This is a genomic window from Kribbella pittospori, from assembly GCF_004331465.1.
In the GTDB taxonomy this organism is placed as follows: domain Bacteria; phylum Actinomycetota; class Actinomycetes; order Propionibacteriales; family Kribbellaceae; genus Kribbella; species Kribbella pittospori.
Map to the genome: position 1 here is coordinate 492,939 of NZ_SJKB01000002.1, position 23,951 is coordinate 516,889.

Here is a 23,951-nt window from a genome sequence, read left to right on the forward strand (position 1 = left end):
CCGCGGCCGCCGGCCGGATGTGACCTACCAGGTGATCAGCAGCGCACCAACAGGCTGGTGAGCGCGTTGCAGGTGCGGCTGGCCTTGTCGTTGCTCGCGACCGGGTCGGCCGGCGAACTGTCCGTACGCTGCGCCGTGGCAACGAGCGGGCCGATCGTCAGCAGGCCGGCGTCGGCAGCGAACGTGCGCGTCACGCTGGCACCACTCGCCAGCGAAGCGACGTCACAGTTCACCGTCTTGGTCGTCCCCATCCGGGTGCAGCTTCCGCCGGCGTACACGAGCCGGGTCGGGTAGGCACCGACCACTCGTACGTCGGTGGCCGCGGACGGACCGTTGTTCTTGATCGTGACCGTGTAGGTGATCCGCGAGATGAGCAGCGTCCGTACCGACGCGGTCATGCTGACCGCCACATCGGCGTCGGTGGTGGCCTGCTCGATCGTGAGCGTCGGTCCGTCGAAGATCTCGAACGCGTAGTTCTCCCCGATGAACTGGTGCTGCAGCGTGATCGTCCCGGCCGGAGCGTCGTCCTTGACCTTGAACGTCCACGTCACCGACCTGGACTCACCGGGCGGGATGTCGCCCAGCCCGGACCGGTAGCTGCTCCCCAACTGGTCACAGGCGACGGCCCCCGCGCACCCCACCAGGTCGACCAGGCCGGGCAGGAACGCCGGCTCCTTCGCGTACATCCCGGCCTTCGATCCCAGGATGGCGAAATCGCGGTCGTTGGACAGCGTCTGGGTGACCGTGAAGGTCTGCCCAGGAGCGACCGACGTCGTACTGACCTCGATCACACTCGACGGCGGCGCGGCCGCCGCCACCTGGGTGCCGGCCACCAGGCCCGCACCCACCAGCGCCGTGACCAGCGCAGCACGAAACATCCTCAAAGCACGCACAGTAAAGCCCCCCACTTCAATGAACCCCAGACATGCTTCTGCCCCCACAGAACCGCCGACGGCGGTGAGAAGAGTATGGAGTCCTTTCGGGGCCTCGCACAACCACTGAGCGCTACCATCCGTGCCGGACTCAGAGCCGGCCCAGCAGTTCCTCGACCCGCATCGAGCGGCCGGCCCGGCGGTGGTCCTCCCACTCCTGCCGCGACATCACGCCGTTGATGAGGGCAACCGCCTCCTCGAGTTCCTCTTCCAGGTAAGGGTTCGCGATCTCCAGCCGCTCCCCCATCGCCTCCTCCGCGCCGAACAGGTGCGCGGCACCGACCGGATCGCCTTCGCGGATCAGGATGTTCATCGCCGTGTTGGCGAACGCCAGGGTGAGGCTCGGGCTGCCCATCGCGAGGATGGTCCTGGCCAGCTCACGGACCAGCTCGCCCGCCTCGGCGACCCGGCCGGCGACCACCAGCAGGAAGGCCAGGTTCTGTCCCTGTACGGCGGCCTCGTACACGTCACCGAGCACCTCGTAGAGCCCGATAGACTCGCGCAGCAGCGCCTCGGCGCGCTCGAGCCGGTCCAGTTCCTCCTCGACGCCACCCAGGTTGCCGAGAACCCGGGCCAGCCGGCTCTTGTCCTCCAGGTGGCGATGCAACTCGAGCGCTTCCTCGAGCGTGCGTTCGGCCGCGTGGACATCGCCTTGCTGGCGTAGCGCCGTACCGAGGAGGGTCAGGGCGTACGCGATGCCGGGGCGGTCGTCCAGGGCTCTGGACATCTCGAGACTTCGCAGCGCGACCTCGTGGGCCTGATCGGTTTCGCCTTGGAGGAGAAGGAGATTGCCGAGGCCGCGCAGGCAGGAGGCGAGGTCCGCCGACGGATGGGCGGTCTGCGCGACGACCTGCTCGTGCCACCGCCGGCTCTCGGCGATGTAGCCGGCCATCAGCCAGGCCCAGCCGAGGGCGACGCAGAGCCGTCGGCTCGTCGGGATGTCCGCCGAGATCGACCAGGTCAGCGCGGCGCGGAAGTTGTCGAGCTCGGACTCGGCCAGGTCGAGGGCAGTATTGTGCCGGGATTCCCGCAGGGCTTGGAGATTCTCGGCCACGCCGGTGTAGTACGACGCGTGGGCCGCACGTACCGCATCGGCCTCGGCGGTTTCCTCCAGTTCGTCGCCGGCGTACTGGCGGATCGTCTGCAGCAACCCGATCCTGCTACGCCCCTCCGGACCTTCGGAGATCGTGATCAGGTTGGCGTCGTTCAGCTCCGCGACCGCGTCGAGTGGATCCGACGCGTCGCACGCGACCGCGGTGATCGCGGCCAGATCGGCGCCGCCGGAGAAGACGGCGAGGCGGCGAAAGATGCGGCGATGCTCCGGACTGAGTAGCTCGTACGACCAGGCGATCGTGTCCCGCAACGTCCGCTGCCGGTCCGGTGTGACGCTGCTCGTGGACGCGATGTCGAGCCTCTGGTCGATGCGACCGAGCAGTTCGCTGACGCTGAGCACGCGAACGCGCGGGGCACACAACTCGATGGCCAGCGGCAGCCCGTCGAGGTGGCGGCAGATGGCGACCACGTCGGCGACGTTGGCCGGGCCAAGAGTGAATCGGGGCTGGACCGCCTGCACACGTTGAACGAACAGCTGTACGGCGGGCGAATCCTCAGCGACGGCGTCCAGCGGCATCACCGGATGCTGGTGCTCGGCCATCAGTCCGAGCGGCCGCCGCGAGGTCGCGATGACTTCGACCTGCGGCGCCCGTTCGATGATCTGGGCAACGACCGCGGCACCGCCGTCCACCTGCTCCAGGTTGTCGAGGACCAGCAACAGCGAACGATGCGCCAGGTACGACGCCAGTCGCGCGGGGCTGCGCTCGCGCGGAGGTACGTCGAGGACCTCGGCGATCGACGTCCACATCACCTGTTCCGAGGTCACTGCCGCGAGCGGTACGAAGTACACGCCGCCGGGGAACTGGTTCGTCAGCTCGGCGGCCACGGACATCGCGAGTCGCGTCTTGCCCGCACCGCCGGGACCGGTGAGGGTGACCAACCGGATCTCCGGTTCCCGGATCAGCCCGGTCAGGCGGACGAGGTCGGGATCCCTTCCCAGCAAGGGATTCGCGGGCACCGGGAGACTGCTCGCCATACCGACAGTGCGCGGTGGCGGGAACTCTTGATCGAGCCCCGCGACCGTCACCTGGAACAGATGCTCAGGCTCGGGAATGTCCTTCAGATGATGCATGCCCAGATCACGCAACGACGCACCCTGGGGCAGTCGCGCCACGTCGCCGGTCGCCGCGGAGATCACCACCTGACCGCCGTGCGCGGATCCCGCGATCCGCGCCGCCAGGTGGACGTCCATGCCCCAGTAGTCGTCCTCGTAGACGCCCGGCGTACCGGTGTGGATCCCCATCCGCACCCGCAACCGCTCCCCGCCCGGCCATCGGTTCCCCGCCAGCCGTCGCTGCCCCTCGACCGCGGCCCCGACCGCACTGTCGGCTGTCGGGAAGACCACGAAGAAGCTGTCACCTTCAGTGCCGAGCTCGATCCCGCCGTACTCCTCCCACACCGCGCGAAGGATCCCGCGATGCTCCTTCAACGCCTCCAGATACTGCTCCCCCAGCCGGCGCAGGAGCATGGTCGAGCCCTCGATGTCCGTGAACACCATCGAGACCGTCCCCGCCGGCAATCCCCCACCCACACCGCCAGTCTCGACCACCGGGTCGCGCCACGTCGAGAACCATCGTGGCCTTCGTTTTGTGGATGGGCCCTTCGCCACCGTCATTGCCGCCGTACCGTCCGGCGCGAGACCGTAGACCTGCACCGCCGGAACCCCCCTCCGGCATTGCATTGTGCTTGGCCGCACAATTCAGAAGAGCCCGTCGCATCCCCCCGCGGTCGGGCTCTTCGTCTGTCTCAGCGGTGCGCGGCGACGTACTCGCCCTGGCCCGGATACCGGAACTTGACCACTGCGCCCGGGACCGGGCCGGGCCACGGGGACTGCTCAACCCGGCGGTAGGCGTAGACGCCGTCCTTGACCGTCGCGACGCCGACGTAGCCGTCGTCCGTCTGGACAGTGACCTTCGGAGCGCCCTGGACGATGCCGAAGACGGTCGTCACGCTGGCAGGTCCGGTGACTCCGCGGCCCTCGGCGGCGGACTTCCGCAGTACGACGCCCTGCACGGAGTCGCCGGGTACGACGGACTCGCTCGCGCCGTTGCCCCACTCGGTCGTGCAGAACGCGACGATCTTGGGGTCGGCCGGAGACCGGCGTACGACGGACTGGCCGAAGGTGTCCCGGACGTCGACCACGACTGGCCAACTCCAGGCCGAGACTGTATCGCCGTTGGACTTGGTGCAGAGCCCGGTGCTCCCGCCCGGAGGCACCGACAGTTTGGCTGCCCTCGGCGCCTCCGTCGTGGCAGGTGCCGCGGGCGGCGCGGACGAGCGCTCCCGGGCGTCGACGGCGACGGTGGTGATGGCGCCGGCGATGACGACGACCGCCGCGGCGGTGGCGAGCGAGGTCAGGATCCGGCGCTTGCGGACGTCCCGGCGACCGGCCCGCAACAGACCGTCGACGTTCGGGACGTACGGCGTCTGCCGGTCGGTTGCCTCGGTCATCAAGTCTTTGAGTTCGTTGGTCATATCAGCCTCCCGGTTCCGGCGAGGTTGAGGTCGGCCAGGGCAGGGTGCACCCTGAGCTTGTCCAGGGCACGCATCGTCTGGCTCTTCACGGTCCCGGGCCGGCAGCCCAGGACTTCGGCGGTCTCGTCGACGGAGAGTTCGTCGAAGTACCGCAGGACGACGCAGGCCCGCTGCCGAGCGGGGAGCTCGGCCAGCGCCTGCATGATCATGATCCGGCTCTCCAGTACGTCGAGCGGATCGGCGGGATCGGCTTCGGCGGCGAAGTAGCCGTCGCCTCCGACGACCTCGGTGCTCGACCGGCGACGGAATCCGTCGAGCGTGGTGCAGACCACGACCTTGCGCGCGTAGGCGCCGACGCCGCCCTTGCGTTGCAGCCGGGGCCACATCCGGTACATCCGGATCAGCGCCTCCTGCGTCGCGTCCTCGGCCCGGCGGCGGTCACCACACAGCAGGTACGCCGTACGGCACAGAGCGTTCGCGTGATGGGTGACGAAGTCGACGTACTCGCTCTCGGCCTCGCTGTTCACGCTCACCTCCTGGCACGGTGCACTGTCCCGGTATCAACGCATCGGCGCCGGCATCGGGTTGCACGGCCGATCAGCGATTCGTGACCTCGAAGGCTACGACAGCCGCGGCGACCGCGACATTGAGGGACTCGACGCCGGCATGCAGCGGGATCTGGAGGTCGGAGTCGGTCGACACGGTGATGCCGTTGGTCTCGCCGCCGAGGACGTACACCGCGCGCGGTGCGAGCTCGGCCTTGAACAGGGAGTCGTGCGACCGGGCCGACAGGCCGTACAGGTGGTAGCCGGCCGTGCGCAGCAGGTCGACGGCTGCCTTCGCGGTCGAGGTGTTCACGATCGGGGCCTGGAACGCGATCCCGGCCGACGCCTTGATCACCAGCGGCCCGACGTGCGGCGTCCCGGCGCGCGGCAGGATCACACCGTCGAACCCGGCTCCGGTCGCGGTCCGCAGGATCATCCCGACGTTGCCCGGGTTCGTGACGCCGTCCAGCAGGAAGACGTTCGTCGGACGGCGGCCGCGCGCCCGGACGAACTCCTCCAGCGGCGTCATCCGCGGCGCGTCGACATCCGCGACCACACCCTGGTCGTGCTTGCCGTTCCCGGCCAGCCACTTCACCCTGCTCGCCGTCGCGCGCTCGACCGGCGTCCCGTACTTGTCCGCGGCGCGCAGGATCTCCTGCAGCGATCCACCGGTGGCGTTGTCCGCCACGACCACCTTCGCCACCGACAGCGCGGGATCGTGCAGCGCCTCGAGCACGGGCTTGCGCCCGTAGATCGTGATCCACTTGTCCCGCGGTGACCTCTTTGAATCCACCCGCTTACGGTACGCCGTTCAGCCGGCCGGGTTCGTCGCCTTCCCATCCAGCCACAGGGTGTTCGACGGGTCCCGGTGGGTGCCCGTGCTGCCGACGTGCTTGTCGCTGATCCCCGGACCGTTCTTGATCACGTGCACCAACGCCATCGCGTGCCCGCGGCCGAGGTCGTAGTCGGCCTTCAGCCAGTCACAGATCACACCGGCCTTCACGCCCGGAGCGTCGTACCCGTGCTCCTTCGCCTGGTCGACCAGCGCCCGCGGGGTCAGGCCGGTCTTCTCCTCGATCTTGTCCAAGTACGCCTGGAACGACATCTGTGCAGCCTCCTCGTGTCCGGCGCCTCCTGCGCCGTACACCACTGCGTCGAGCGACCGGGCCGGAAATCGACAGGGTCACCCGTCGGAGTTCAGGCCGTACTTGCGCAGCGCCTCGCTGAGCCTGCCCAAGTTCTGCGCCTCGACCAGCTCGAGGGACAGCTGCCGCAGCTTGACGTTGGCGTCCTGCGAGCAGCGCTTCAGTACGTCGAACGCGACCGTGGCGGTGACGCCGTACCGGTGCATCAGCACGCCCTGGGCCTGCCCGATGACCGTCCGGGTGCCGAGCGCCGTCCGCAACTGCTCGATCAGCGTCCGGCTGTCGTTGAACAACTGCACGTTGTCGAACGCGACCCCGGCATGCATGGCGAACAGCAGCACGATGTCGTACGACGTACTGCCGAAGGCATCCGGCTTGGCCGAGAACAGGCTGAAGGCGGCGGCTGCGCTACCTGCGGCCGGCAGCGGAAGGAACACGCAGCTGCGGTAGCCGGCGTTGATGGCGGCGGCGCTGAACTCGGGCCACCGGTGATCGGCGGCCAGATCGCCGATCCTGCGCGGCTCGCCATAGGTGAGCGAGTCGAACAGCGGACCGCCGCCCTTGGTCAGCTGCTCGGCCAGCGTGGACCGGGTCGGCTCCGCCACCGGATCGGTCGTCTTGTGGTGGCGCGCGACGATCTCGGCCGAACCGTCGACGAGCACCGTGATCACTGCCTCTTCGCAGTCCGGCACGGTCAGCACGACCCGATGCACGAACCGGCCCAGCGTGGTCGGGACGTCATCGTCCTCGACCAGCCGGCTCACTTCGGCCAGTTCCTGCGCCAGCTCGAGAATCCCCTCACCCATACGACCATCATGCGCCTCCGTTTCTGGGTTCAGAACCCCAGAAGCAGCTAGTCTCGATGAGGTGGACGATGGACTGACCGCGAAGGGCCGGGCGACCCGGGCCCGGATCCTCGCCGCCACGGCCGAACTGGTCCGGCGCAAAGGCGTCACGCGGACCCAGCTGGACGACGTACGCCGGGCTGCCGGCGTGAGCGGATCACAGCTGACGCACTACTTCCACGACAAGCGGACGCTGATCGACGACGTGATCGCCTGGCAGGCGGACGTCGTCGCGGACCACGAACCGGCGCTCGACTCGTTCGCGGCCTGGCATCGCTGGGCCGACCAGATCGTCGCGCGGCACACCGGGCGCAAGTTCCAGGGCGGCTGCGACTTCGGCTCACTGGCCGGGCAACTGGTGGAGTCGAGCCCGCAGACGCGCTCCTACCTCGCCGACGGCTACGGCCGTTGGCTGGACCGGTTCCGGCGCGACCTAGGTGCCATGCGCGACCAGGGTCTGTTGAGCGGGGACGCCGATCCGGATGCTCTGGCGCATTCGATGCTGGCCGCCATGCAGGGCGGCGTACTGCTGGCTCAGACGCTCCGCCGGGTGGAGCCCCTGCGCGACTCTCTCGACGCCGCCCTGGCCCGCCTCGAGTCCTACGCTCGTTGAAGTTGGTTTAGGCACTGCAGCACGGCTGCCGCCGAGCGGTCGATGTCGGACTCGTCGGTCGTCCAGTTGGAGACCGAGATGCGCATCGCCGCCTTGCCCTGCCAGGTGGTGCCCGACATCCAGCAGGTGCCCTCGTCCTGCACCGCGCGGACAACTCTTCTGGTGAGCTCGTCGTTCGTGAACCGGACCAGGACCTGGTTGAGGACGACGTCGTTCAGTACGGCGACCCCGTTGGCAGCCAGCGTCTCCGCGAACCGCCGCGCCATCGCATGACACCGGTCGACGATCTCCGCGATTCCGGACCGGCCGAGCGCGCGAATGCCGGCGTACACGGGAATCCCACGGGCCCGACGGGAGAACTCCGGGTTGTAGTCCAGTGAGTCGCGTTCGCCGGTCTCGTCCTGGATCAGGTACGCCGCCCGGATGGACATCGCGGCGCGGAGGGGTTCGTGGTGGGCGCAGAGGACGAGGCCGGAGTCGTACGGCACGTTGAGCGTCTTGTGCGCGTCGGTCGCCCAGGAATCGGCCCGGTCGATCCCGTCGACCAGTCCTCGGAGCGTTGGGCTGACCGCGGCCCAGAGGCCGAACGCGCCGTCGACGTGCACCCAGGCGCCCTTGTCGTGCGCGAGGTCGCAGATTGTCTTCACGAGGTCGAAGGCACCCGTGTTCACGTTGCCGGCCTGGGCGCAGACGATCTGCGGCCCGTCGTCCTGGAGCGCTTGGTGTAGTGCGTCGGCTCGCATGCGGCCCTGGTCGTCGACGGCGATCGGGACGATGGAGTTCGTGCCCAGGCCGAGGAAGCGCAGGGCGCGATCGATCGTGTCGTGGCGCTCGGCCCCGGCGAGCACCCGGATCGGGGGTGCGCCGATCAGTCCGTCACGCTCGACGTCCCAGCCGGCCCGCCGCAGTACCTCATGCCGGGCGGCGGCCAAGCCGGTGAAGTTGGCCATCTGAGCACCGGTGACGAAGCCGACCGACGTACCTCTCGGCAGGCCGAACAGCTCGACCAGCCAGTCCGCCGTGATCTCCTCGACCACGGCCGCCGCGGGTGAGGCGGCGTACAGGCCGGCGTTCTGGTCCCACGTGGTGGTGAGCCAGTCGGCGGCGAGAGACGCCGGGGTCGCGCCGCCGAACACGAAGCCGAAGAACCGGCCGCTGCCGCTCGGCAGCAGTCCGTCCTCGACTCCCTTCGCGAGGTGCGCGATCACGTCCCGGGGTTCGCTCGGTCCGGTCGGCAGTTCGCCGCCGAGCGCTTTCCGGAGCTCGGCCGCGGTCGCACGCGGGCCGACCGGGCGCTCCGGCAGCCCGGCCAGGTACGTCGTCGCCCGCTCGAACGCCTCCGTGAGCGGTCCATCCCAATCCACCATGCCTCTTTTGTACTGCGGGATCGTGTGATGGGGCGTGTGACGGCACTACAGTTCGGGCAGGTCTGAGGGTCTGGAGGGACGCGGATGGCGCGAGTGGTGACCGGGAGTCGCTGGGCGGCGATCGTCGGTTATTCCCTGGTCGGCGCGGCCACCCAGCTCGTCTGGCTCAACTTCGCCGGGGTCACCACCGTCGCGGCGGCGCACTACGGCGTGTCCGAGAGCGCGATCGGGTGGCTCGCTCAGGTGTTCCCGCTGCTGTACGTCTTGCTGGCGATCCCGTGCGGCCTGATCCTCGACCGGTGGTTCCGGTCCGGCCTGATCGTAGGCGCCGTACTGACCGCACTTGGCGCTTGCCTGCGGCTGATCGGCGACGACTTCGGCTGGCTGCTCGCCGGCCAGATCGTTGCCTCGATCGCCCAACCACTCGTCCTGAACGCCGTCACCGGCATCACCGGGCGCTATCTGAAGGTCGAGGACCGCCCGACGGGGATCGCTGTCGGCACCGCCAGCATCTTCGCGGGGATGGTGATCGCGTTCTCGCTCGATGCCGTCTTCACTACCGGCGACTCGTTGTCGACCATGCTGGCGGTGACCGCGATCTTCTGTGTGGTCGCCGCTCTGGTGCTGATCGTTGCACTGCGCAACCAAGGTGCTTATGCGGTGGATCGGCAACGACCCGATCGGGGTGCTTTGAAGATCGCCTGGGGCGACCCGCTGATCCGCCGCCTCTGCGTCCTCGCGATCTTCCCGTTCGGCGTCTTCGTCGCCATGACCACCTTCGCCCAGGCCCTGCTGGAACCAGCCGGCGTCTCCGGCGGCACCGCCAGCACGATCCTCCTGGTGACCGTCGTCGCCGGCGTCCTCGGCAGCGCGATCATCCCGATCATCGTCGTACGACGACGGGCCGAGTCGGCACTGCTCGTCGTCAGCCTCACCGCGACCTCGATCGCCTGCGCCGTACTCGCGCTTGCTCCTGGCGTGCTGACTGGCTTCGTCGCCATCACTGTGATCGGACTGCTTCTCCTCCCCGCTCTCCCGATCGTCCTCGAGCTCGTCGAACGCCGTACCGGCGAAGCCGAAGGCACCGCGGCGGGGCTGATCTGGATGGCGGGCAACCTCGGCGGTCTCCTGGTCGCGACCGTGGTGGGTCTCCTGGTCGACTATCCGACGGCGGCTTTCCTGGTGATGGCCGTCATTCCGCTGATCGCCGTACCGGGTGCTCGTGCCCTCCGCGGCCCTGTCGACGAACTGCGACAGCTGCCGCAGCCGTAGCCAGCAGTCCACCGAAGCCCGCGGCAACGAACGTGACCCGGGCGTCGGTGTGCTCGAGCAGCAGCCCGCCGAGGACGTACGAGACCCCGGCGGCCAGGCCGATAGCGCCGTACAGGTTGCCGAAGACCCGGCTCCGCATGTGCGGCGGCACGATGCGCTGCAGGTGGGTGTTGATCCCCACGTCGACGCCCGCGATCCCGAATCCGCGGATCACCTGCAGCGCCAACGCGGCCCACACCGCCCAGGCGAGGCCCGTGACCAGGTTCCCCAGACTGCTCACCGCGAACCCGAGCAGGAGCAGCGTCGTCATCCGGAACCGGCTCGCGTACCGCGCCAGCACCGCGAACCCGAGGATGAGTCCGATGCCGACCCCGGCGTACAGCGCGGACGCCGCCGAATCGCTCGCGCCCAGCTCGTCCTTGGAGAGGAACACCATCGCGACGTCGTCCACCCCGTTGAACACCACCGTGGCGAAGAACCCGATCCCGATGACGCGCACCGCCTTCGTCCGCCAGATGTACGTCAGCCCGTCCCGAGCATCCTTGAATACGCCCGTCGGCACCGCTCCCGAACCCTCAGGCGGCATCTTCGGCAGCCGACTCAACAACACCGCCGAAACCACGAACGTGGCCGCGTCAATCAGCAAGATCCCCCGCACATCCGTCACCAGGAACAACGCGGCCGCAATCAACGGCCCGATCGCCTCCAGCCCGTTCGTCCCCGCCCCGAGCGTCGAGTTCGCCGCCTCCAGGTCCTCGTCCCGCACCAACGCCGGCACGGCACTGCGCGAACTCGCCTGGAACACCTGCGCGACGACACTCAGTACGGCAACCATCACCAGCAACACCGGCAACGGCGGCAATGTGACCGCCATCACGACCACCAGCGCACCCTGCAGTACGTCGCACGTCACCATCACCCGACGCAGATCGAACCGATCCCCCACCACCCCCGCGAACGCCCCGAACAACCCCGGCGTCAGGTCCCCCGCCAGCAACAACAACGCCACCGCCAGCGCGGCCCCCGTAGAAGCCTCCACATACAACAGCAGCGCCACCAACCCCAGCGAGTCCCCCAGAAACGACACCGCCCGAGCCACCCACAACACCCGAAACCCGCGTGCCTCCCGCAGCACCCCCATCCCCCCACCTCCCATCCCCTAAGATGGTCCCGCAACACCCGCCGGTGTGGCGCAACTGGCAGCGCACCGCTCTTGTAAAGCGGTGGTTAGGGGTTCGAGTCCCCTCACCGGCTCAACCTGCTTCGTAGCCACGTACTGGGGTCTACCCCACGCGTGCTACGCAGTCCCTCCTCCGTCGGGCCCGCTACGCGCGCTCCCACCCGCCCTCGTTTCCATGCGGGCTACCGCCCGCATCTGCGCGCTCTCCCGCGCGCCACCGACTGCCCGACCGGCGCGCATCCGCAGAACCACCGTCCGCCAGCCAAACCGAGTGGCCAGATCTCGGGGCCTGTCGCTATCAGCCTTCAAATGAGCGCTGACCGCGAGTTGCCGCGCGGTGCGAAGCAGATCCTCCGACGTCGCGCCCATCTCGAACCATCCAAGATGTCGCGCCGTCGTGCGCCCTGCGACTCCCAGTGCGAGCCGGGCTCAGAGATCAGCCGCCGCTGCCGTACGGACGGGTGATGATCTCCAGCCAATGCCCGTCAGGGCCCCTCCCAGTACAAACCGCGGCCACCGTCACCGTCGTTGATCTCCCCCGGCTGACGCTTGAACGGGTCCGCCCACCACTGCCGACCGTCATCCCGCAACCGGCCAAGGACGAGGTCTAACTCCCCCTCACTCACCAAGAACGCGTAATGCTGACCATGGATCTCACCCTCGGTGTCCATGAAGTCCAGACTCGCCCCGTTATCCAACTTCAACTCAGCGAACGGCCCGTACGCCCCCGCCTCCGGCAGACCAAGCACCCCGCCGACATCGCGAGCCGCAGCCCATCGGTCCTTCACATGCACGATCGTGTGGTTCAGCTCGATCCCCATCGGGCTCTCCTGGCGAGTGCCGACCTTCATCTGACGCGTGCGCACCACTCTGCACCCCCAACCCGATCCCGTGAAGTCTTCCAAGCCCGGCGACCTTCTCATCACGAGGAGAAACGACAGCGCCTCATTCGGCCTCACCAGCGACTTGGCACTGCGACACGTCGACTGATGGGCTCCCGATCTGGGCTCTGAACGGCTGCTTGTAGTACGGGAAGGTGTCGCTGGGACTGTCAGGTCCTGCAGCCAACCAGCCTGGTTGGATGCGTCCCGGGCAATTCCGGTGCATCGATGGACTGCGAGTCCTAGATTGTGTGGGGTGAACCTTCCGCATCTCGGCGCGCCGATCGGGCCGATGATCCGCGTCCACGGCGGGTTCGCCAACCGGATGTACCGGCTCGACACCGACCAGGGGTCGTTCGCGGTGAAGGAATTGAACCTCGTCGACCGCCGCTGGACCTACCGCCTCGAGGACGTGTTCAGGTTCGAGCGGGCGGCCTTCGCTGCCGGGATCCCGATGCCAGAGCCGATCTCGGCCAGCCACCACGCGCTGGTCCACCGGTGGGTCGAGGGAGAGAAGGTGCCCGAAGCACCGGTATCGGCGGCGTACGCGTTCGAGATCGGTGCGATCCTCGCGCGCATCCACGCGCTCGACGTCGAGTGGACCCACGTGTCGATCGAGGAACCGGCGTCACGGGACTGGCCCGAGCTCGCCGAGCGGGCGGCGGCGACCGGACAGCCGTGGGCCGACGAACTCGCCTTCCACGTCGAGACGTTCCTCGCGATCGCCCACTTCGTCGACGCCTGCGAACGGCCAGGCCCCGTCGTGCTGACCCACAAGGACATCCAACCGTGGAACCTGCTCGCTCGACACGGTCGGCCGGTGGTGCTCGACTGGGAGCTCTCGGGGATGCTCGACCTGTCCGGTGAGCTCGGCTCGACCGCGCTGAGCCTCGCGAAGGGACCTGGCTTCGACGACATCGAGCCCACCATCTTCCGCTCGGTCCTCGACGGCTACGTCGCAGCGGGCGGAGCGCTGCCGCCGTCGGGTCCAAGCTGGTTCGTGTACTTGATCGGCGGCTGGCTGGGGCACACGAGGTGGAACATCCTCCGTTGCCTGGCCGGTGTCGAGGCGAGCACCGGCCCTGACCTCGCGCTGTCGCACGAGGCCGCGCGCAACGGCGTACGCGGCCTCCCCGACCTGTTCGCCCGACTTCCAGAACTCGAGACGCTGCTCCTGTGACAGTGAGCCGCTTCTGTGCTGGGTGCGCTGCCCAGCCTGTGGCGAACGGTGGTTAGGGTTCGAGTTTCACTGGCTCGCCTGGAAGGACCGGCCCACCCGCGCTGCGCGTTCCGGAGAGGAAGAGTCGTGTCCTGACGGAGCCCGAGCATTTCAGCTCTTGTCTGGTGCTTGGCCGCGGACCTCTTCGGCTGGGAATCGGGCTGAGGAACCACGTAGTTTGCGGAGGGCTGCGTCGGCTAGGTCGATGTCCAGGACGTCGGCGAGGCGGACGAGGTAGATCAGTACGTCGGCTAGTTCCTCGCCGGCGCGCTCGTGGAGACGGTCCTCGCGGGCGCGATCGACTGCTGCGTCGGCGGGGAGCCACTGGAACAGCTCGGCCAGCTCGCCGACCTCGCCGACGAGGGCGAGGATCAGCGACTTCGGATCGTGGAACTGTCCCCAGTCGCGTTCCTCGGTGAACACGCGCATGCGGTCTCGCAACTCGATCAGATCAGACACGCCGCGAGCATGACACGGATCCTGGTCCCTCGGCTGGCTGGGTAGAGTCGGGGGCGCGGCCCGACGGGCTTCCGCCGAACATCTGCGTTCACAGGACATGCCCCCACCCGCACGACCTTGATTCGTGCTGCCTGGGGGATCCACTCGTGACGCTGTTCCGCCAATCCGGCGCTGGTTTCGTCGTGCTGACACTCGAGCAGCAGTTCGCCCTGAGGATCGCCGAGCAGATGCAGTTTCACACCGGCCATCGGGCATCGCCGGCCGAGGTCAGGTCGTGGGAGCGCAGTCTGCCGGTTCTCGCTCAGGACCTCGAACAGGCCGGGCTCGGCAAGGTCGAAGTACTGGTCGAACACCACCTTCCGCTGACCTCAAAGCGAGCGGATGTCGTACTCGCCGGTCGCAACCCGCGGACGGGCGGACCGTCGTACGTCGTCATCGAACTCAAGCAGTGGAGTCGTGCGGCCGCCTGGGACGACGATCGGGAGCTCGTACTGATCGATGGATACCCGAACGCGCCTCGGTTGCACCCGGTTGCGCAGGTCCGAGGGTACTGCGAGTACTTGGCCGACTTCGCCAAGTTTCTGGACGGCCAACCGGAGGCTGTCGCGGGTGCGGCGTACCTGCACAACGCCATGGCCGAGGCGGATGTGCGGGACCTCTATGACTATCCGCAGGACAGCAGAGGTCAGCTCTTCACCGGTGCACGCCGTGACGAGTTCATCGAGTTTCTTCGCGATCGGCTCGATCCGAACGTTCCAGGGAGTCCGTACGCCGATCAGCTGATCAACTCCGCGATCGCCCCGTCGAAACAGTTGCTCGCAGTCGCGGCGGACGAGGTCCAGCGAAGAGAGCAATTCGTCCTGGTCGCCGAGCAGAAGCTGGCGCACTCGATGGTGTTGCACGAGGTCGAGCGTGCGCGGAGCCGCGACAGCAAGGCGGTTGTCATCGTCACCGGTGGGCCGGGCAGCGGTAAGAGCGTCATCGCTCTGTCCCTGCTCGGGGATCTGGCTCGCCGTGGACGCAGCGTCCTCCACGCGACAGGCTCACGCTCGTTCACTCAGACGCTCCGCAAGGTCGCCGGGCAGCGGCAGCCTCGCGTCCAGCGGATGTTCAAGTACTTCAATCAGTTCATGGAAGCAGAGCCCAACGACCTGGATGTTCTGATCCTGGACGAAGCGCACCGCATCCGAGAGACCTCCGTGGATCGCTACACCAAGGCGGTACTGCGAACCGACCGGCCGCAGGTCGACGAACTGATCGCCGCAGCGCGCGTCCCGGTGTTCCTGCTCGATCAGCATCAGGTCGTCAAACCCGGCGAGCTCGGAACCGTGGATGACATCAGGCGCCACGCGGCTGACCTGGGCTTGCCGGTGCATCTGATCGAACTCGATGCGCAGTTCCGTTGTGGCGGCAGCGAAGAGTATGTCGAGTGGGTCCAACGACTGCTCGGGCTCTCGGGGGGTGGACCGGCCGAGTGGCCGGGTGACCCTGCATTCGATGTTCGAGTTGCCGACAGCCCCGAAGCCATGGAGTCCCTTCTCCGGGACAAGATCGCAGCGGGCTACGGCGCACGAATCTCAGCCGGCTACTGCTGGCCGTGGAGTAATCCGCGCCCTGACCAAACCCTTGTTGACGATGTCCAGATCGGTAGCTGGGCTCGTCCTTGGAACCTCAAGGGAGATCGCAAGGTCGGGGACGCGCCGCCGGCTGCGCTCTGGGCCTCCGACCCGAACGGGTTCGGGCAAGTCGGCTGTATCTACACAGCGCAGGGCTTCGAGTACGACTGGAGCGGCGTCATCCTCGGGCCGGACCTCGTCTGGCGCGACGGACGCTTCACCACCGTTCGCGACGCCAACAAGGATCCCGCCTTCAAGAATCGGAAGGTCACCGACAACTCGGCCTTCGACCGCCTCGTGCGCAACACCTACAAGGTCCTTCTGACCCGCGGCATGATGGGCACAGTGCTCTACTCCCCGGATCCCGAAGCCCGGGATGCCCTTCATGAACTGGTCACGACAACAGGCTGACAATCTCGTGAGGGCATACACGGGCTCGGGTCTTCGTGCAGGTCTGGAGTGTTGCGGGTGGGGCGTCAATGCATGTACAGGCCGCCGTCTACGTTGAGGGTTTGGCCGGTTATGTAGGTGGATTGGGCGGATAGTAGGTAGGCGATGGCGGAGGCTACGTCGTGGGGGGTGCCTACTCGGTCTACCAGGAGGTCGTTGATCATGGATTGGCGGCGGTCTGGGGTTAGGGGGCCGCCCATGATGTCGGTGTCTATGGGGCCGGGGGCTATGGCGTTGACGGTGATTCCATATGGGCCCAGTTCTCGGGCCAGGGCTCGGGTTAGGCCGATTACGCCGGCCTTGGCTACGGAGTACGGGGTTTTGCTGTAGGTGCCGCCGCCTCGTTGGGCCGACGTCGAGGAGACGCTGACTATTCGGCCGTAGTGGTGGCGGACCATGGATTCGGCGACTCGGCGGGTGACGTAGTGGACGCCGTTCAGGTTGATGTTGATGACGCGGTGCCACTCCTCAGAGGTCAGCTCGAGGTACGGGACCGGGGAGCTGACGCCGGCGAGGTTGGCCAGGGCTGCGATGGGTGGAAGGGCGGCTTCGAGGTCGTCGATCGCTGCGCGGACCTGGGATTCGTTCGCGACGTCGGCCACGACGGCGTGCGCCTTGACGTTGTGTTTCTCCGTGATCTCCTGAGCCAGGGCGCGGCCGGACTCGATGTCGAGGATGCCGATGTTCCAGCCCTGTTCGGCGAGCACCAATGCCGTCGCGCGTCCGATACCCCGTGGTGATGCTGCCCCGGTCACAACCGCGGTAAGGCTCATTTGGCTCCCTCGTAGTCCTGTCCGGGCTTCCAGTCGGTGAAGACGTAGTCGTCCTCCGAGACCTTGGCTCCGGCGGCCTTCGCCTTCTGGAGCGCCTGGGCCCGGTCAGCGGTCGTGGCGTCGCTCAGCTTCTTCAGCTCGGCCTTGAGGTCGCTGATCGATCCGCCCAGGTAGCCCTGGACGATGTTGCCGACGTGCGGGGTGACCGGCTTGCGGAACGCGTCCACCTTCGCCTGGGCCGGGTTCTTCACGATCGCCTGCGGCATCTGGAACACGTTGGCCTTGCAGAAGTCGACGCCCTTCTTGTACGCGTCGATCGCCTTCGACGACGCGACGAGGTCGAGATTGAGCGGCGGCTGGTCCATCGCCTCGATCATCCCGTTCTGGTAGTCGTCGGTCATGAAGGACGCGAGCAGCTTCCCGGCCGCGTCCGGATTCTTGCTGTCCGCGGAAACGAAGTACGCCGAGGACGGCCGGCCCCGGTAGCAGAAGGGCTTCACGTCGGCTGTCGGTGCCAGCACCCACCCGGAGGCGAGTTTGTCGACGATCGGCGGCGCCAGCGCCTTGGATCCACCGGCACACCAGATGCCGTCGATGAAGGTCCCGACCGCGCCGGAGGCGAAGCGGGTACGGGCGTCGACGACTCCGAAGTTGTTCGAGCCCGGCATGATCAGCTTGGCGTCGTTCAGTTCCTTGAGGAACTCGATCACCGTGATGTAGGCGTCGTCGTGGTAGGCGTACTCACCGGTGGTGAACTGCAGACCCTGGTAGCCAGGGAATCCGGCCGTCTGCGCCATGTCGTCGATCTGGTCCCGGATGCGCCCGCCGTCGGCACCGATCGCCAGGGTCAGCGGCTGGAGCCCGGCCCCCTTCAGCTTCCCCAGCGCGTCCTTGAAGCCCGCGTAGTCCTTGGGCACGTTGTTCGGGTCGAGCCCGGCCTTGCCCCAGTGATCCTTGTTCACCCACACCAGCGTCGAGCTCTGCCGGAGACTGAACATCGGGAACCCGTAGAGCTTGCCGTCCAGTTGCGTGATGCCCTCGGTGAACGCGTCCTTGGGCAGCTTCGACTTGATGTCCGCCGGCAGCGTCACCTCGTGCACCCAGTTGCCACTGACCAGGGCCGACAACGGCAACCCGACCACGTTGGAGTAGATGTCCGGCATCTTGTTGGCCTGATGCGCCAACTGGAACGCCTGCGGTGCTTTGGATGCGTCGTAATAGGTGTGGGCGACGTTGGTCTTCAGCGCCGACGACTGATTCTTGGCCCAGTCGTCATTGAGTTTCTTGAACGAACTGAAGTGATCCCACCAGGCCAGCGATCCGGCGGCACCACCACTCGTGCTGCCGGCCTCGTCGGTCGAGCTGCTGCATCCCACCGCGGCGCCGGCGACGGCAAGTACCGATGCGCCGAGCAGACTGCGACGTGTCATTCCGGTCATGATCGTTCCACTCCTTCGGGTGTTGCTAAGACTTGACTGCGCCGGAGATTCCCTCGACGAAGTAGCGCTGCAGGAAGATGAAGAGCACCACGACCGGGACGATCGAAATCACGCCGGCCGCGGCCATTCCGGACCAGTCGGTCGCGGTCTCCCCGACGAACGCCTGCATGCCGACGCTCACCGTCCGGAGCTCCGGCCGGCTGAAGGTGAACACCAGGGGCAGGAAGAAGGCGTTCCAGGTGGCAATGAACGTCAGTACGGCGACAGTCGCCGTGACCGGCATCGCCAGCGGCAGCATCACCGAGAAGAACGTACGGACGAAGCCGGCGCCGTCGACGAGTGCGGCCTCCTCCAATTCCCGGGGAATCTGCCGGAAATAGCCGTAGTACAAGAGGATCGCGGACACATAAGCCCCACCGCTGAGCGCCAGGATCATTCCGGTCAGTGAGTCGATCAGGTGCAACTGCATCGAGATCTTGACCACCGGAATAATCGTGTAGCCGGTGGGTACGAACAGCGTCGCGACCAGGATCCCCAGGAAGAGCTTGGATCCACGGAAGCGGTAGCGGGCCAGGACGTAGCCGGCCAGGGCGCACCGTACGGTGACGATCACGACCGTGATCACGGTGACCATGACCGTGTTGATCAGGTACCGGCCGAAGTGCGCGTCGTTCCAGGCCCGGGCGTAGTTGTCCCAGACGAACTTGTCCGGCCACAGCTTCAGGCCGCCGGAGAACATCTCCATGCTGTCCTTCAGCGATGCCGACAGCATCCACAGGAACGGGAAGATCCAGACCAGGGCGATGCCGACCAGGACGAGCGCGGCGATCCACCACGGCAGTCGAGACAGAATGCGTCGTTGCCGGTCCGAGCGTTGGACGGTCAGTTCAGCGGTCATCGCTGTTCACCTCTCAGCCGACGGCCGGTGTACAGGGCCCACAGCTGGAGGGCGCCGACGATCGCGACCAGCAGCCCGAAGACCACGGCGGCCGCAGACGCGTGCCCCAGTTGCGGGATCGGGGCGGCGAACGCCCACCGATAGATGTAGATCTCGATGATCTCGGTGTGGAAGTACGGCCCACCCGAGGTCAGCGTGTACATCAGGTCGAAGTTGTGGAACGTCTCCTCGATCGTCAGCACGGTGATGATGATCAGGAACGGCTTCAGCATCGGCAGCGTGATGTGCCGGAAGAGCTGCCAGGTCCCGGCGCCGTCGATCCGGGCCGCCTCGTACAACTCGTACGGGATGGTCTGCAGCGCCGCGAGCCAGTAGATCATCGTGACGCCGAAGAACTTCCAGATGTAGAGAACGGCCGCGGCCGGCAGCGCCAGGTGCTGGTCACCCAGGAAGTCGACGCCGCCGAAGCCGAGCTTGGCCAGCACGGAACTGACCGGACCACTGGCCGGATCCAGGACGAAGCGCATCACCACGCCGATGATGGCCGTCGTGGTCACCACCGGGATGAAGAACGCCGACCGCAGTACGCCGATCAGCGGCAGCTTCGGGGAGTTGAGGATCATTGCCATCAGCAACGTGAGCAGAACCCGCGCCGGCACCACCAGCAGCATGAAGAGCAGCGTGACCTTGAACGAGTTCCAGAACAGCGGATCGGCGAAGACCTCGTGGTAGTTGCTCAGACCAACGAACTTCTGGCCGGAGTCGAAACCGTTCCACTCGACCAGCGAGTACCAGTAGCTCGCGATGATCGGGTAGATCGTGTAGAGGCCGTACAGGACCACGGTCGGCAGCAGGAAGATCCAGATCCAGGTGGTCTTCTGCCAGCCGTGACGTGGTCGGTCGACCGCTGCCGTGGCGGACTTCGATCGGCGGTCCTGCCGCCTGCTGAGTTGCACAGATCTGCTCGTCATCGCGCTACCTGATCTGGCTGATCGCGAATGTGCGTGGATCGTTGCCGAGCCGGTTGCCGTTCTCCAGCCCGGTGACGGACGCGAGCTCGGCGTCGGTCAGCTCGAAGCCGCCGAGGTCGAAGTTGGCGCGGATCCGCTCGGGATTGACGGACTTCGGAATCACGATGTGCCCGAGCTGCAGATGCCAACGCAGTACGACCTGGGCCGGCGTCACGTCGTGATCGCTCGCGATCGACGCCAGGACAGGATCATCGAGGTCACCACCCTGGCCGAGCGGCGAGTACGCCTCGACCGCGATCGACCGCTCGCGGCACAGCTCGGTCAGTTCGCGCTGCTGGTACGTCGGGTGCAGCTCGATCTGGTTGACCGCCGGTACGATCTCGCCCTCCTTGGCCAATCGATCCAGGTGCTCGGCGAGGAAGTTCGACGTACCAATCGCCCGTACCCGCCCCTCGGTGTGGATCCGCTCCAGGGCACGCCAGCTGTCGACATAGAGATCGACCGTCGGATTGGGCCAGTGCAGGAGATACAGGTCGGCGTACTCGAGCCCGAGGCGTTCCAGTGTTTCGTCGTACGCCGTCAGCGCCGACTCGTAGCCGTGTTCGCCGTTGCGGAGCTTGGTGGTAACGAACAGCTCCCCGCGAGGTAGTCCGCTCGCCCGCACGGCCGCCCCCACACCGGCCTCGTTGTTGTACGCCGCCGCCGTGTCGATGTGCCGGTATCCGATCTCGATCGCCTGCTCGACCGCGCGTTGGGTGTCGTCCGGCGGCACCTGGAAGACGCCGAAGCCACGCTGGGGAATCCGCACGCCGTTGTTCAGCGTGATCACGTTCTGGTCCATCGTCTGCCCTCTCGTCCGTCAGCTGCTCGGTTCGAGGATCAACAACGATGCCGAGGGCAACGGAAGCGTGACCTCCAGGGACACGTCACCGTCCACCGTGATGCGGCGCTCGGCTTCGAACTCCTCGAGACCCTGCCGATCGGTGATCTTGGCCAGCTGTTCGGCGGTCGGATCCTGGGGCGAGCCGAGACTCTGCCAGACAGTAAAGGAGTTGCTGTGGTCGGCGTCGATGCGCAGATGCCGCAACCGGTAGGACCCGGCCGGCAGGTTCCGTACGGTCACGCTCACCGGTGTCAGGTCCTCGCTGGTCTGATACTGATCATCGATGTGCCGCCAGAGCAGTACGGCGACGCTCCCGTCCTCCGCCCGCGAGGCGAGGGCGTCGACCTCCTCGGGCATGCTGCTGCCGTCGGTGTGCTCGAGTTCGCCCACCTTCCAGGCCGCATCCGAGGTCGTGCGCAGCCGGTCAGGACCGAGCAGCGACAGCATCCGATAGGCGTTGAGGAACGGCTTTTCGACGCCGCCCGCGGTGAGGAAGGACCGGGTGCCTTCGAAGTAGCGTTCGGCCTCGAAGTAGAAGCTCCAGGAGGTGGCGTAGGCGACCTTGGCCGGCTCGGTGGCGTTCAGGTCCAGGATCTTCTTCATCAGCTTCGCCTGGAAGACCGGGTAGTACTCGGTGTTCTGGAAGCTGTAGTTGCGGTTGTCGTAGCGTCCGAAGTGCGCCGGCACCGCTGCGTCGCACTCGTCGACGATCACCGGCAGGTCGGCGTACGCCTCGTACGAACCGATCAGCCGGTTGAACTCGCGCAGGTCGTACAACATCTTCGTCGACGACGGGCTGAGCAGTTCGGCCGCGGGCTCGGCGAAGGGCCGGTAGTCGCGGGTCGGGAAGCGGCAGCCCTTGGTGTGATAAGCGATGAAGTCCAGCGGCTCGCCACGGCGCGACGTGTAGTCCAGGAAGCCCCGCAGGAACTCCAGTCCACCGCTGGTGACGGCCGGTCCGCCGACCTTGGCCTCTGGCAGCACGGCCCGGATCGCTTCCACGGTTGCGGTGTACAGCTCGTTGTACTGCTCGAGAGTGCCGCGCCAGTAGCTGATGTCCGGCTCGTTCCACAGCTCCCAGAGCCAGGTCTTCACCTCCGCCTCGCCGTACCGATCGATGCAGTGCCGAACCGTGGCGCCGACCAGCCCCGCCCACTTGGCGTAGTCCTTGGGCGGATACCCCCAGGCGCCCGCCTCGTAATTGGTGTACGCCGTGGGGCTCGGTACGACGGTCAGCTCGGCGGCCTCAGGCGGCAGCAGATCGCGCGGGGTGAAGCCGAGTTCCACCAGCAGGTGATGTCCGGCACCGACGATCGCGTCGTACGCCTGGTCCAGCAGCGTGAAGTCGTAGTACGGGTTGCCGTCGGCGTCCTCGTGGTAGACGTTGCCGTTGCTCCAGTGCGGGATCCCGAAGCCGCTGCCGGAGCAGTACATGTAGTGCGGCCGGACGAAGTACCCGCCGCCGGAGAAGTCGGTGAAGGTCTGCAGCAGCCGCTTGCCGGTCGGCGTGTACGTCCAGTTGAACTCGTCGTACCCGAAGCTCTCCCAGATGCGCGTCAGCGGACCCTCGATCTCCGCGGCGTCGACGGCGATCGTCGCCGTGGTGACGTGCGGCGCATCGGGATTCCGGGGAGCGGCCGGCGGAAACGGGCCGAGTGACTTGCGTCCGGTGTGAACCGCTGTGTCGGTGGTCATCGTCGTCGTGACCTCTCTGCCCTGGGGGTCGGGCTTGCCTCACGGTCGGCCGGCTTCGGCGCCGGCCCTGTGCCTGAGTGGAGGTTCCGAGTCTGCTCTTGCGATTGATTTACTGTCAATGACTTACTGTTTACAATCTACAGGTAGACCTGACAGGGGTTACAGTCGTCCTTACTGGCGGTAACTGCTTCGAGGAGGTGGTCGGCATGATGTCCGACGACGTCGTGCCCTCGCTGCCTTCGCAGCGCGCTCTTGGTGATCTGGTGACCGACGTACTCCGGGAGATGATCACCGGCGCCAGGTTCCAGCCGGGACAGCACCTCAAGGAGACCGAGCTGGCCGAGGCGCTCAAGGTCAGCCGCGGGCCGATCCGGCAGGCGCTGGCCCGACTCGAGGAGGAGGGGCACGTCGAGCTCCGCCGGCACCGAGGGGCGTTCGTCAGCACGTTGACGAAGACCGATGTCGAGGAAGTGCACACCCTCCGCGGCGCCATCGAGCGCCTGGCCGTCAGCCGGGCGTGTACTCGGATGCAGGGTCAGGGATTCGCCGAGATGGACGCGGTCCTGGAGCAGATGAAGAGCGTCGACACCAAGATCGTCCCGGAGGACGCCGTACGACTGGACCTCCAGTTCCACGACATCATCTACGCCTACTGCGACCACGCCCGCGTCCAGCGCGTCTGGGAGTCCATCCGCGGTCAGGTGACGGTCTTCCTCCGCGCCCGCAACGCGAGCTTCCCCGACTTCCTGGACGTCGGCTACAGCGAACACAAAGAACTACGAGACGCCCTGGCCCTGGGTGATCCCCAAGCCGCCCAAGACGGAATAGACAAACACATCCTCGGCGCCTACGAACGCCTAAAACGCCTCAACCTCCCCGACCGCTGACGCGCCTGACATTGCGCACGCGGCCAACCACCGGCCGGCGTACGGCATGTGATTGGTGATCGGACGGTGGAAGCGGACCTCCGTCGACTGGCAACCAACGGGACCTGGGACGCCGTCATCGACACCAGCGCCTATGAACCGATCGATGTCGCGGGCGTGACGAAGACTCTCGCGGACAACTTCGAGCAATACGTGCTCGTCTCAACAGTCAGCGCCTACCGAGACTGGCCGGCGAGCGCAGTCGATGAGACCGCGCCATTGTGACCGTCGGCTGCGACGTACACGGAGGACTC

Annotated in this window: 23 protein-coding genes and 1 tRNA gene; 7 read left to right on the forward strand and 17 right to left on the reverse strand. The window is 66.9% G+C overall.

What is annotated here, in order from left to right; genetic code table 11:
- Positions 1-35: 35 nt before the first annotated feature.
- From E0H73_RS08910 to E0H73_RS08940, 7 genes are all read right to left on the reverse strand, one after another.
- Positions 36-878: a COG1361 family protein gene (locus E0H73_RS08910; RefSeq protein WP_131353339.1), complete on the reverse strand. Its 843-nt coding sequence runs from the start codon at positions 876-878 to the stop codon at positions 36-38.
- A 145-nt stretch (positions 879-1,023) separates the two neighbouring features.
- Positions 1,024-3,699 carry an ATP-binding protein gene (locus E0H73_RS08915; RefSeq protein WP_165555539.1) on the reverse strand — a complete coding sequence of 892 codons (2,676 nt, stop codon included), beginning with the start codon at positions 3,697-3,699 and terminating at the stop codon, positions 1,024-1,026.
- Positions 3,700-3,791: 92 nt separating this feature from the next.
- The gene (locus E0H73_RS45770) at positions 3,792-4,520 is read right to left on the reverse strand and encodes a hypothetical protein (protein WP_165555541.1); all 729 of its coding nucleotides are present in this window, start codon (positions 4,518-4,520) and stop codon (positions 3,792-3,794) included.
- Positions 4,517-5,047, reverse strand: a complete 531-nt coding sequence (locus E0H73_RS08925; protein WP_131353009.1) for a SigE family RNA polymerase sigma factor — start codon at positions 5,045-5,047, stop codon at positions 4,517-4,519. The genes E0H73_RS45770 and E0H73_RS08925 overlap by 4 nt, the downstream gene beginning before the upstream one ends.
- A gap of 70 nt (positions 5,048-5,117) precedes the next feature.
- Positions 5,118-5,858 carry a TrmH family RNA methyltransferase gene (locus E0H73_RS08930; RefSeq protein ID WP_131353010.1) on the reverse strand — a complete coding sequence of 247 codons (741 nt, stop codon included), beginning with the start codon at positions 5,856-5,858 and terminating at the stop codon, positions 5,118-5,120.
- A gap of 18 nt (positions 5,859-5,876) precedes the next feature.
- Positions 5,877-6,170, reverse strand: a complete 294-nt coding sequence (locus E0H73_RS08935; RefSeq protein WP_131353011.1) for a DUF4287 domain-containing protein — start codon at positions 6,168-6,170, stop codon at positions 5,877-5,879.
- A 78-nt stretch (positions 6,171-6,248) separates the two neighbouring features.
- Positions 6,249-7,016: an ANTAR domain-containing protein gene (locus tag E0H73_RS08940; protein ID WP_131353012.1), complete on the reverse strand. Its 768-nt coding sequence runs from the start codon at positions 7,014-7,016 to the stop codon at positions 6,249-6,251.
- Positions 7,017-7,077: 61 nt separating this feature from the next.
- On the opposite strand from E0H73_RS08940, the gene E0H73_RS08945 reads away from it, so the two are divergent.
- Complete coding sequence (locus tag E0H73_RS08945) at positions 7,078-7,668, forward strand: TetR/AcrR family transcriptional regulator (RefSeq protein ID WP_131353013.1); 591 nt, start codon at positions 7,078-7,080, stop codon at positions 7,666-7,668.
- On the opposite strand, the gene E0H73_RS08950 is transcribed toward E0H73_RS08945, so the two are convergent.
- Positions 7,656-9,035 (reverse strand): pyridoxal phosphate-dependent decarboxylase family protein, encoded by a 1,380-nt coding sequence (locus E0H73_RS08950; protein ID WP_131353014.1) that lies wholly within the window; start codon positions 9,033-9,035, stop codon positions 7,656-7,658. The two genes, E0H73_RS08945 and E0H73_RS08950, sit on opposite strands and share 13 nt — an antisense overlap.
- 84 nt (positions 9,036-9,119) lie before the next feature.
- On the opposite strand from E0H73_RS08950, the gene E0H73_RS08955 reads away from it, so the two are divergent.
- A complete protein-coding gene (locus E0H73_RS08955; protein WP_131353015.1) occupies positions 9,120-10,307 on the forward strand; it encodes an MFS transporter in 1,188 nt (395 codons plus the stop codon).
- Here the strand turns inward: E0H73_RS08955 and E0H73_RS08960 are convergent.
- Positions 10,228-11,448: an MFS transporter gene (locus E0H73_RS08960; RefSeq protein WP_131353016.1), complete on the reverse strand. Its 1,221-nt coding sequence runs from the start codon at positions 11,446-11,448 to the stop codon at positions 10,228-10,230. The genes E0H73_RS08955 and E0H73_RS08960 overlap by 80 nt on opposite strands.
- Before the next feature lie 40 nt (positions 11,449-11,488).
- Between E0H73_RS08960 and E0H73_RS08965 the strand changes: the two genes are divergently transcribed.
- Positions 11,489-11,561: transfer RNA gene (locus E0H73_RS08965), tRNA-Thr, on the forward strand.
- A 411-nt stretch (positions 11,562-11,972) separates the two neighbouring features.
- Here E0H73_RS08965 and E0H73_RS08970 read toward each other — a convergent pair.
- Positions 11,973-12,353: a VOC family protein gene (locus E0H73_RS08970; RefSeq protein ID WP_238163896.1), complete on the reverse strand. Its 381-nt coding sequence runs from the start codon at positions 12,351-12,353 to the stop codon at positions 11,973-11,975.
- A gap of 271 nt (positions 12,354-12,624) precedes the next feature.
- Here E0H73_RS08970 and E0H73_RS08975 point away from each other — a divergent pair, with 271 nt between their 5' ends.
- Positions 12,625-13,548, forward strand: coding sequence for a phosphotransferase family protein (locus E0H73_RS08975; protein ID WP_131353017.1), 924 nt, complete (start codon positions 12,625-12,627; stop codon positions 13,546-13,548).
- 150 nt (positions 13,549-13,698) lie between these two features.
- Here the strand turns inward: E0H73_RS08975 and E0H73_RS08980 are convergent, their stop codons facing one another.
- Entirely contained in the window at positions 13,699-14,046 is a 348-nt protein-coding gene (locus tag E0H73_RS08980; protein ID WP_238163897.1) for a nucleotide pyrophosphohydrolase, read from the reverse strand.
- A 146-nt stretch (positions 14,047-14,192) separates the two neighbouring features.
- Here E0H73_RS08980 and E0H73_RS08985 point away from each other — a divergent pair, with 146 nt between their 5' ends.
- Positions 14,193-16,073, forward strand: a complete 1,881-nt coding sequence (locus E0H73_RS08985; RefSeq protein WP_202867268.1) for a DUF2075 domain-containing protein — start codon at positions 14,193-14,195, stop codon at positions 16,071-16,073.
- Between the two features lie 65 nt (positions 16,074-16,138).
- Here the strand turns inward: E0H73_RS08985 and E0H73_RS08990 are convergent, their stop codons facing one another.
- The 6 genes from E0H73_RS08990 to E0H73_RS09015 are packed head-to-tail and all read right to left on the reverse strand — an operon-like array spanning position 16,139 to position 22,771.
- The gene (locus E0H73_RS08990) at positions 16,139-16,885 is read right to left on the reverse strand and encodes an SDR family NAD(P)-dependent oxidoreductase (protein ID WP_131353018.1); all 747 of its coding nucleotides are present in this window, start codon (positions 16,883-16,885) and stop codon (positions 16,139-16,141) included.
- Positions 16,882-18,324 carry an ABC transporter substrate-binding protein gene (locus E0H73_RS08995; protein ID WP_131353019.1) on the reverse strand — a complete coding sequence of 481 codons (1,443 nt, stop codon included), beginning with the start codon at positions 18,322-18,324 and terminating at the stop codon, positions 16,882-16,884. The genes E0H73_RS08990 and E0H73_RS08995 overlap by 4 nt, the downstream gene beginning before the upstream one ends.
- Before the next feature lie 25 nt (positions 18,325-18,349).
- Positions 18,350-19,222, reverse strand: a complete 873-nt coding sequence (locus E0H73_RS09000) for a carbohydrate ABC transporter permease (protein ID WP_131353020.1) — start codon at positions 19,220-19,222, stop codon at positions 18,350-18,352.
- Positions 19,219-20,193 carry a carbohydrate ABC transporter permease gene (locus E0H73_RS09005; RefSeq protein WP_131353021.1) on the reverse strand — a complete coding sequence of 325 codons (975 nt, stop codon included), beginning with the start codon at positions 20,191-20,193 and terminating at the stop codon, positions 19,219-19,221. Before E0H73_RS09005 ends, E0H73_RS09000 begins: the two co-directional genes overlap by 4 nt.
- A 4-nt stretch (positions 20,194-20,197) precedes the next feature.
- Positions 20,198-21,034: an aldo/keto reductase gene (locus E0H73_RS09010; RefSeq protein ID WP_131353022.1), complete on the reverse strand. Its 837-nt coding sequence runs from the start codon at positions 21,032-21,034 to the stop codon at positions 20,198-20,200.
- An 18-nt stretch (positions 21,035-21,052) separates the two neighbouring features.
- Positions 21,053-22,771: a GH39 family glycosyl hydrolase gene (locus E0H73_RS09015; RefSeq protein WP_131353023.1), complete on the reverse strand. Its 1,719-nt coding sequence runs from the start codon at positions 22,769-22,771 to the stop codon at positions 21,053-21,055.
- 206 nt (positions 22,772-22,977) lie between these two features.
- Between E0H73_RS09015 and E0H73_RS09020 the strand changes: the two genes are divergently transcribed.
- Both E0H73_RS09020 and E0H73_RS09025 read left to right on the forward strand, forming a co-directional pair.
- Positions 22,978-23,658, forward strand: a complete 681-nt coding sequence (locus E0H73_RS09020) for a GntR family transcriptional regulator (protein ID WP_202867269.1) — start codon at positions 22,978-22,980, stop codon at positions 23,656-23,658.
- A 66-nt stretch (positions 23,659-23,724) separates the two neighbouring features.
- On the forward strand, positions 23,725-23,922 hold the full coding sequence (locus E0H73_RS09025) for a Rossmann-fold NAD(P)-binding domain-containing protein (protein WP_131353024.1): 198 nt from the start codon (positions 23,725-23,727) through the stop codon (positions 23,920-23,922).
- Positions 23,923-23,951: the final 29 nt, after the last annotated feature.

Excerpts from the sequence above, each read along its gene's own strand:
- E0H73_RS08910 (WP_131353339.1), bottom strand. The coding sequence starts at position 878 with ATGTTTCGTGCTGCGCTGGTCACGGCGCTGGTGGGTGCGGGCCTGGTG.
- E0H73_RS08935 (WP_131353011.1), bottom strand. The coding sequence starts at position 6,170 with ATGTCGTTCCAGGCGTACTTGGACAAGATCGAGGAGAAGACCGGCCTG.
- E0H73_RS09015 (WP_131353023.1), bottom strand. The coding sequence starts at position 22,771 with ATGACCACCGACACAGCGGTTCACACCGGACGCAAGTCACTCGGCCCG.
- E0H73_RS08990 (WP_131353018.1), bottom strand. The coding sequence starts at position 16,885 with ATGAGCCTTACCGCGGTTGTGACCGGGGCAGCATCACCACGGGGTATC.
- E0H73_RS08960 (WP_131353016.1), bottom strand. The coding sequence starts at position 11,448 with ATGGGGGTGCTGCGGGAGGCACGCGGGTTTCGGGTGTTGTGGGTGGCT.
- E0H73_RS09000 (WP_131353020.1), bottom strand. The coding sequence starts at position 19,222 with ATGACCGCTGAACTGACCGTCCAACGCTCGGACCGGCAACGACGCATT.
- E0H73_RS08950 (WP_131353014.1), bottom strand. The coding sequence starts at position 9,035 with ATGGTGGATTGGGATGGACCGCTCACGGAGGCGTTCGAGCGGGCGACG.
- E0H73_RS45770 (WP_165555541.1), bottom strand. The coding sequence starts at position 4,520 with ATGACCAACGAACTCAAAGACTTGATGACCGAGGCAACCGACCGGCAG.
- E0H73_RS08995 (WP_131353019.1), bottom strand. The coding sequence starts at position 18,324 with ATGACCGGAATGACACGTCGCAGTCTGCTCGGCGCATCGGTACTTGCC.
- E0H73_RS08955 (WP_131353015.1), top strand. The coding sequence starts at position 9,120 with ATGGCGCGAGTGGTGACCGGGAGTCGCTGGGCGGCGATCGTCGGTTAT.
- E0H73_RS08940 (WP_131353012.1), bottom strand. The coding sequence starts at position 7,016 with ATGGGTGAGGGGATTCTCGAGCTGGCGCAGGAACTGGCCGAAGTGAGC.
- E0H73_RS09010 (WP_131353022.1), bottom strand. The coding sequence starts at position 21,034 with ATGGACCAGAACGTGATCACGCTGAACAACGGCGTGCGGATTCCCCAG.
- E0H73_RS09005 (WP_131353021.1), bottom strand. The coding sequence starts at position 20,193 with ATGACGAGCAGATCTGTGCAACTCAGCAGGCGGCAGGACCGCCGATCG.
- E0H73_RS09020 (WP_202867269.1), top strand. The coding sequence starts at position 22,978 with ATGATGTCCGACGACGTCGTGCCCTCGCTGCCTTCGCAGCGCGCTCTT.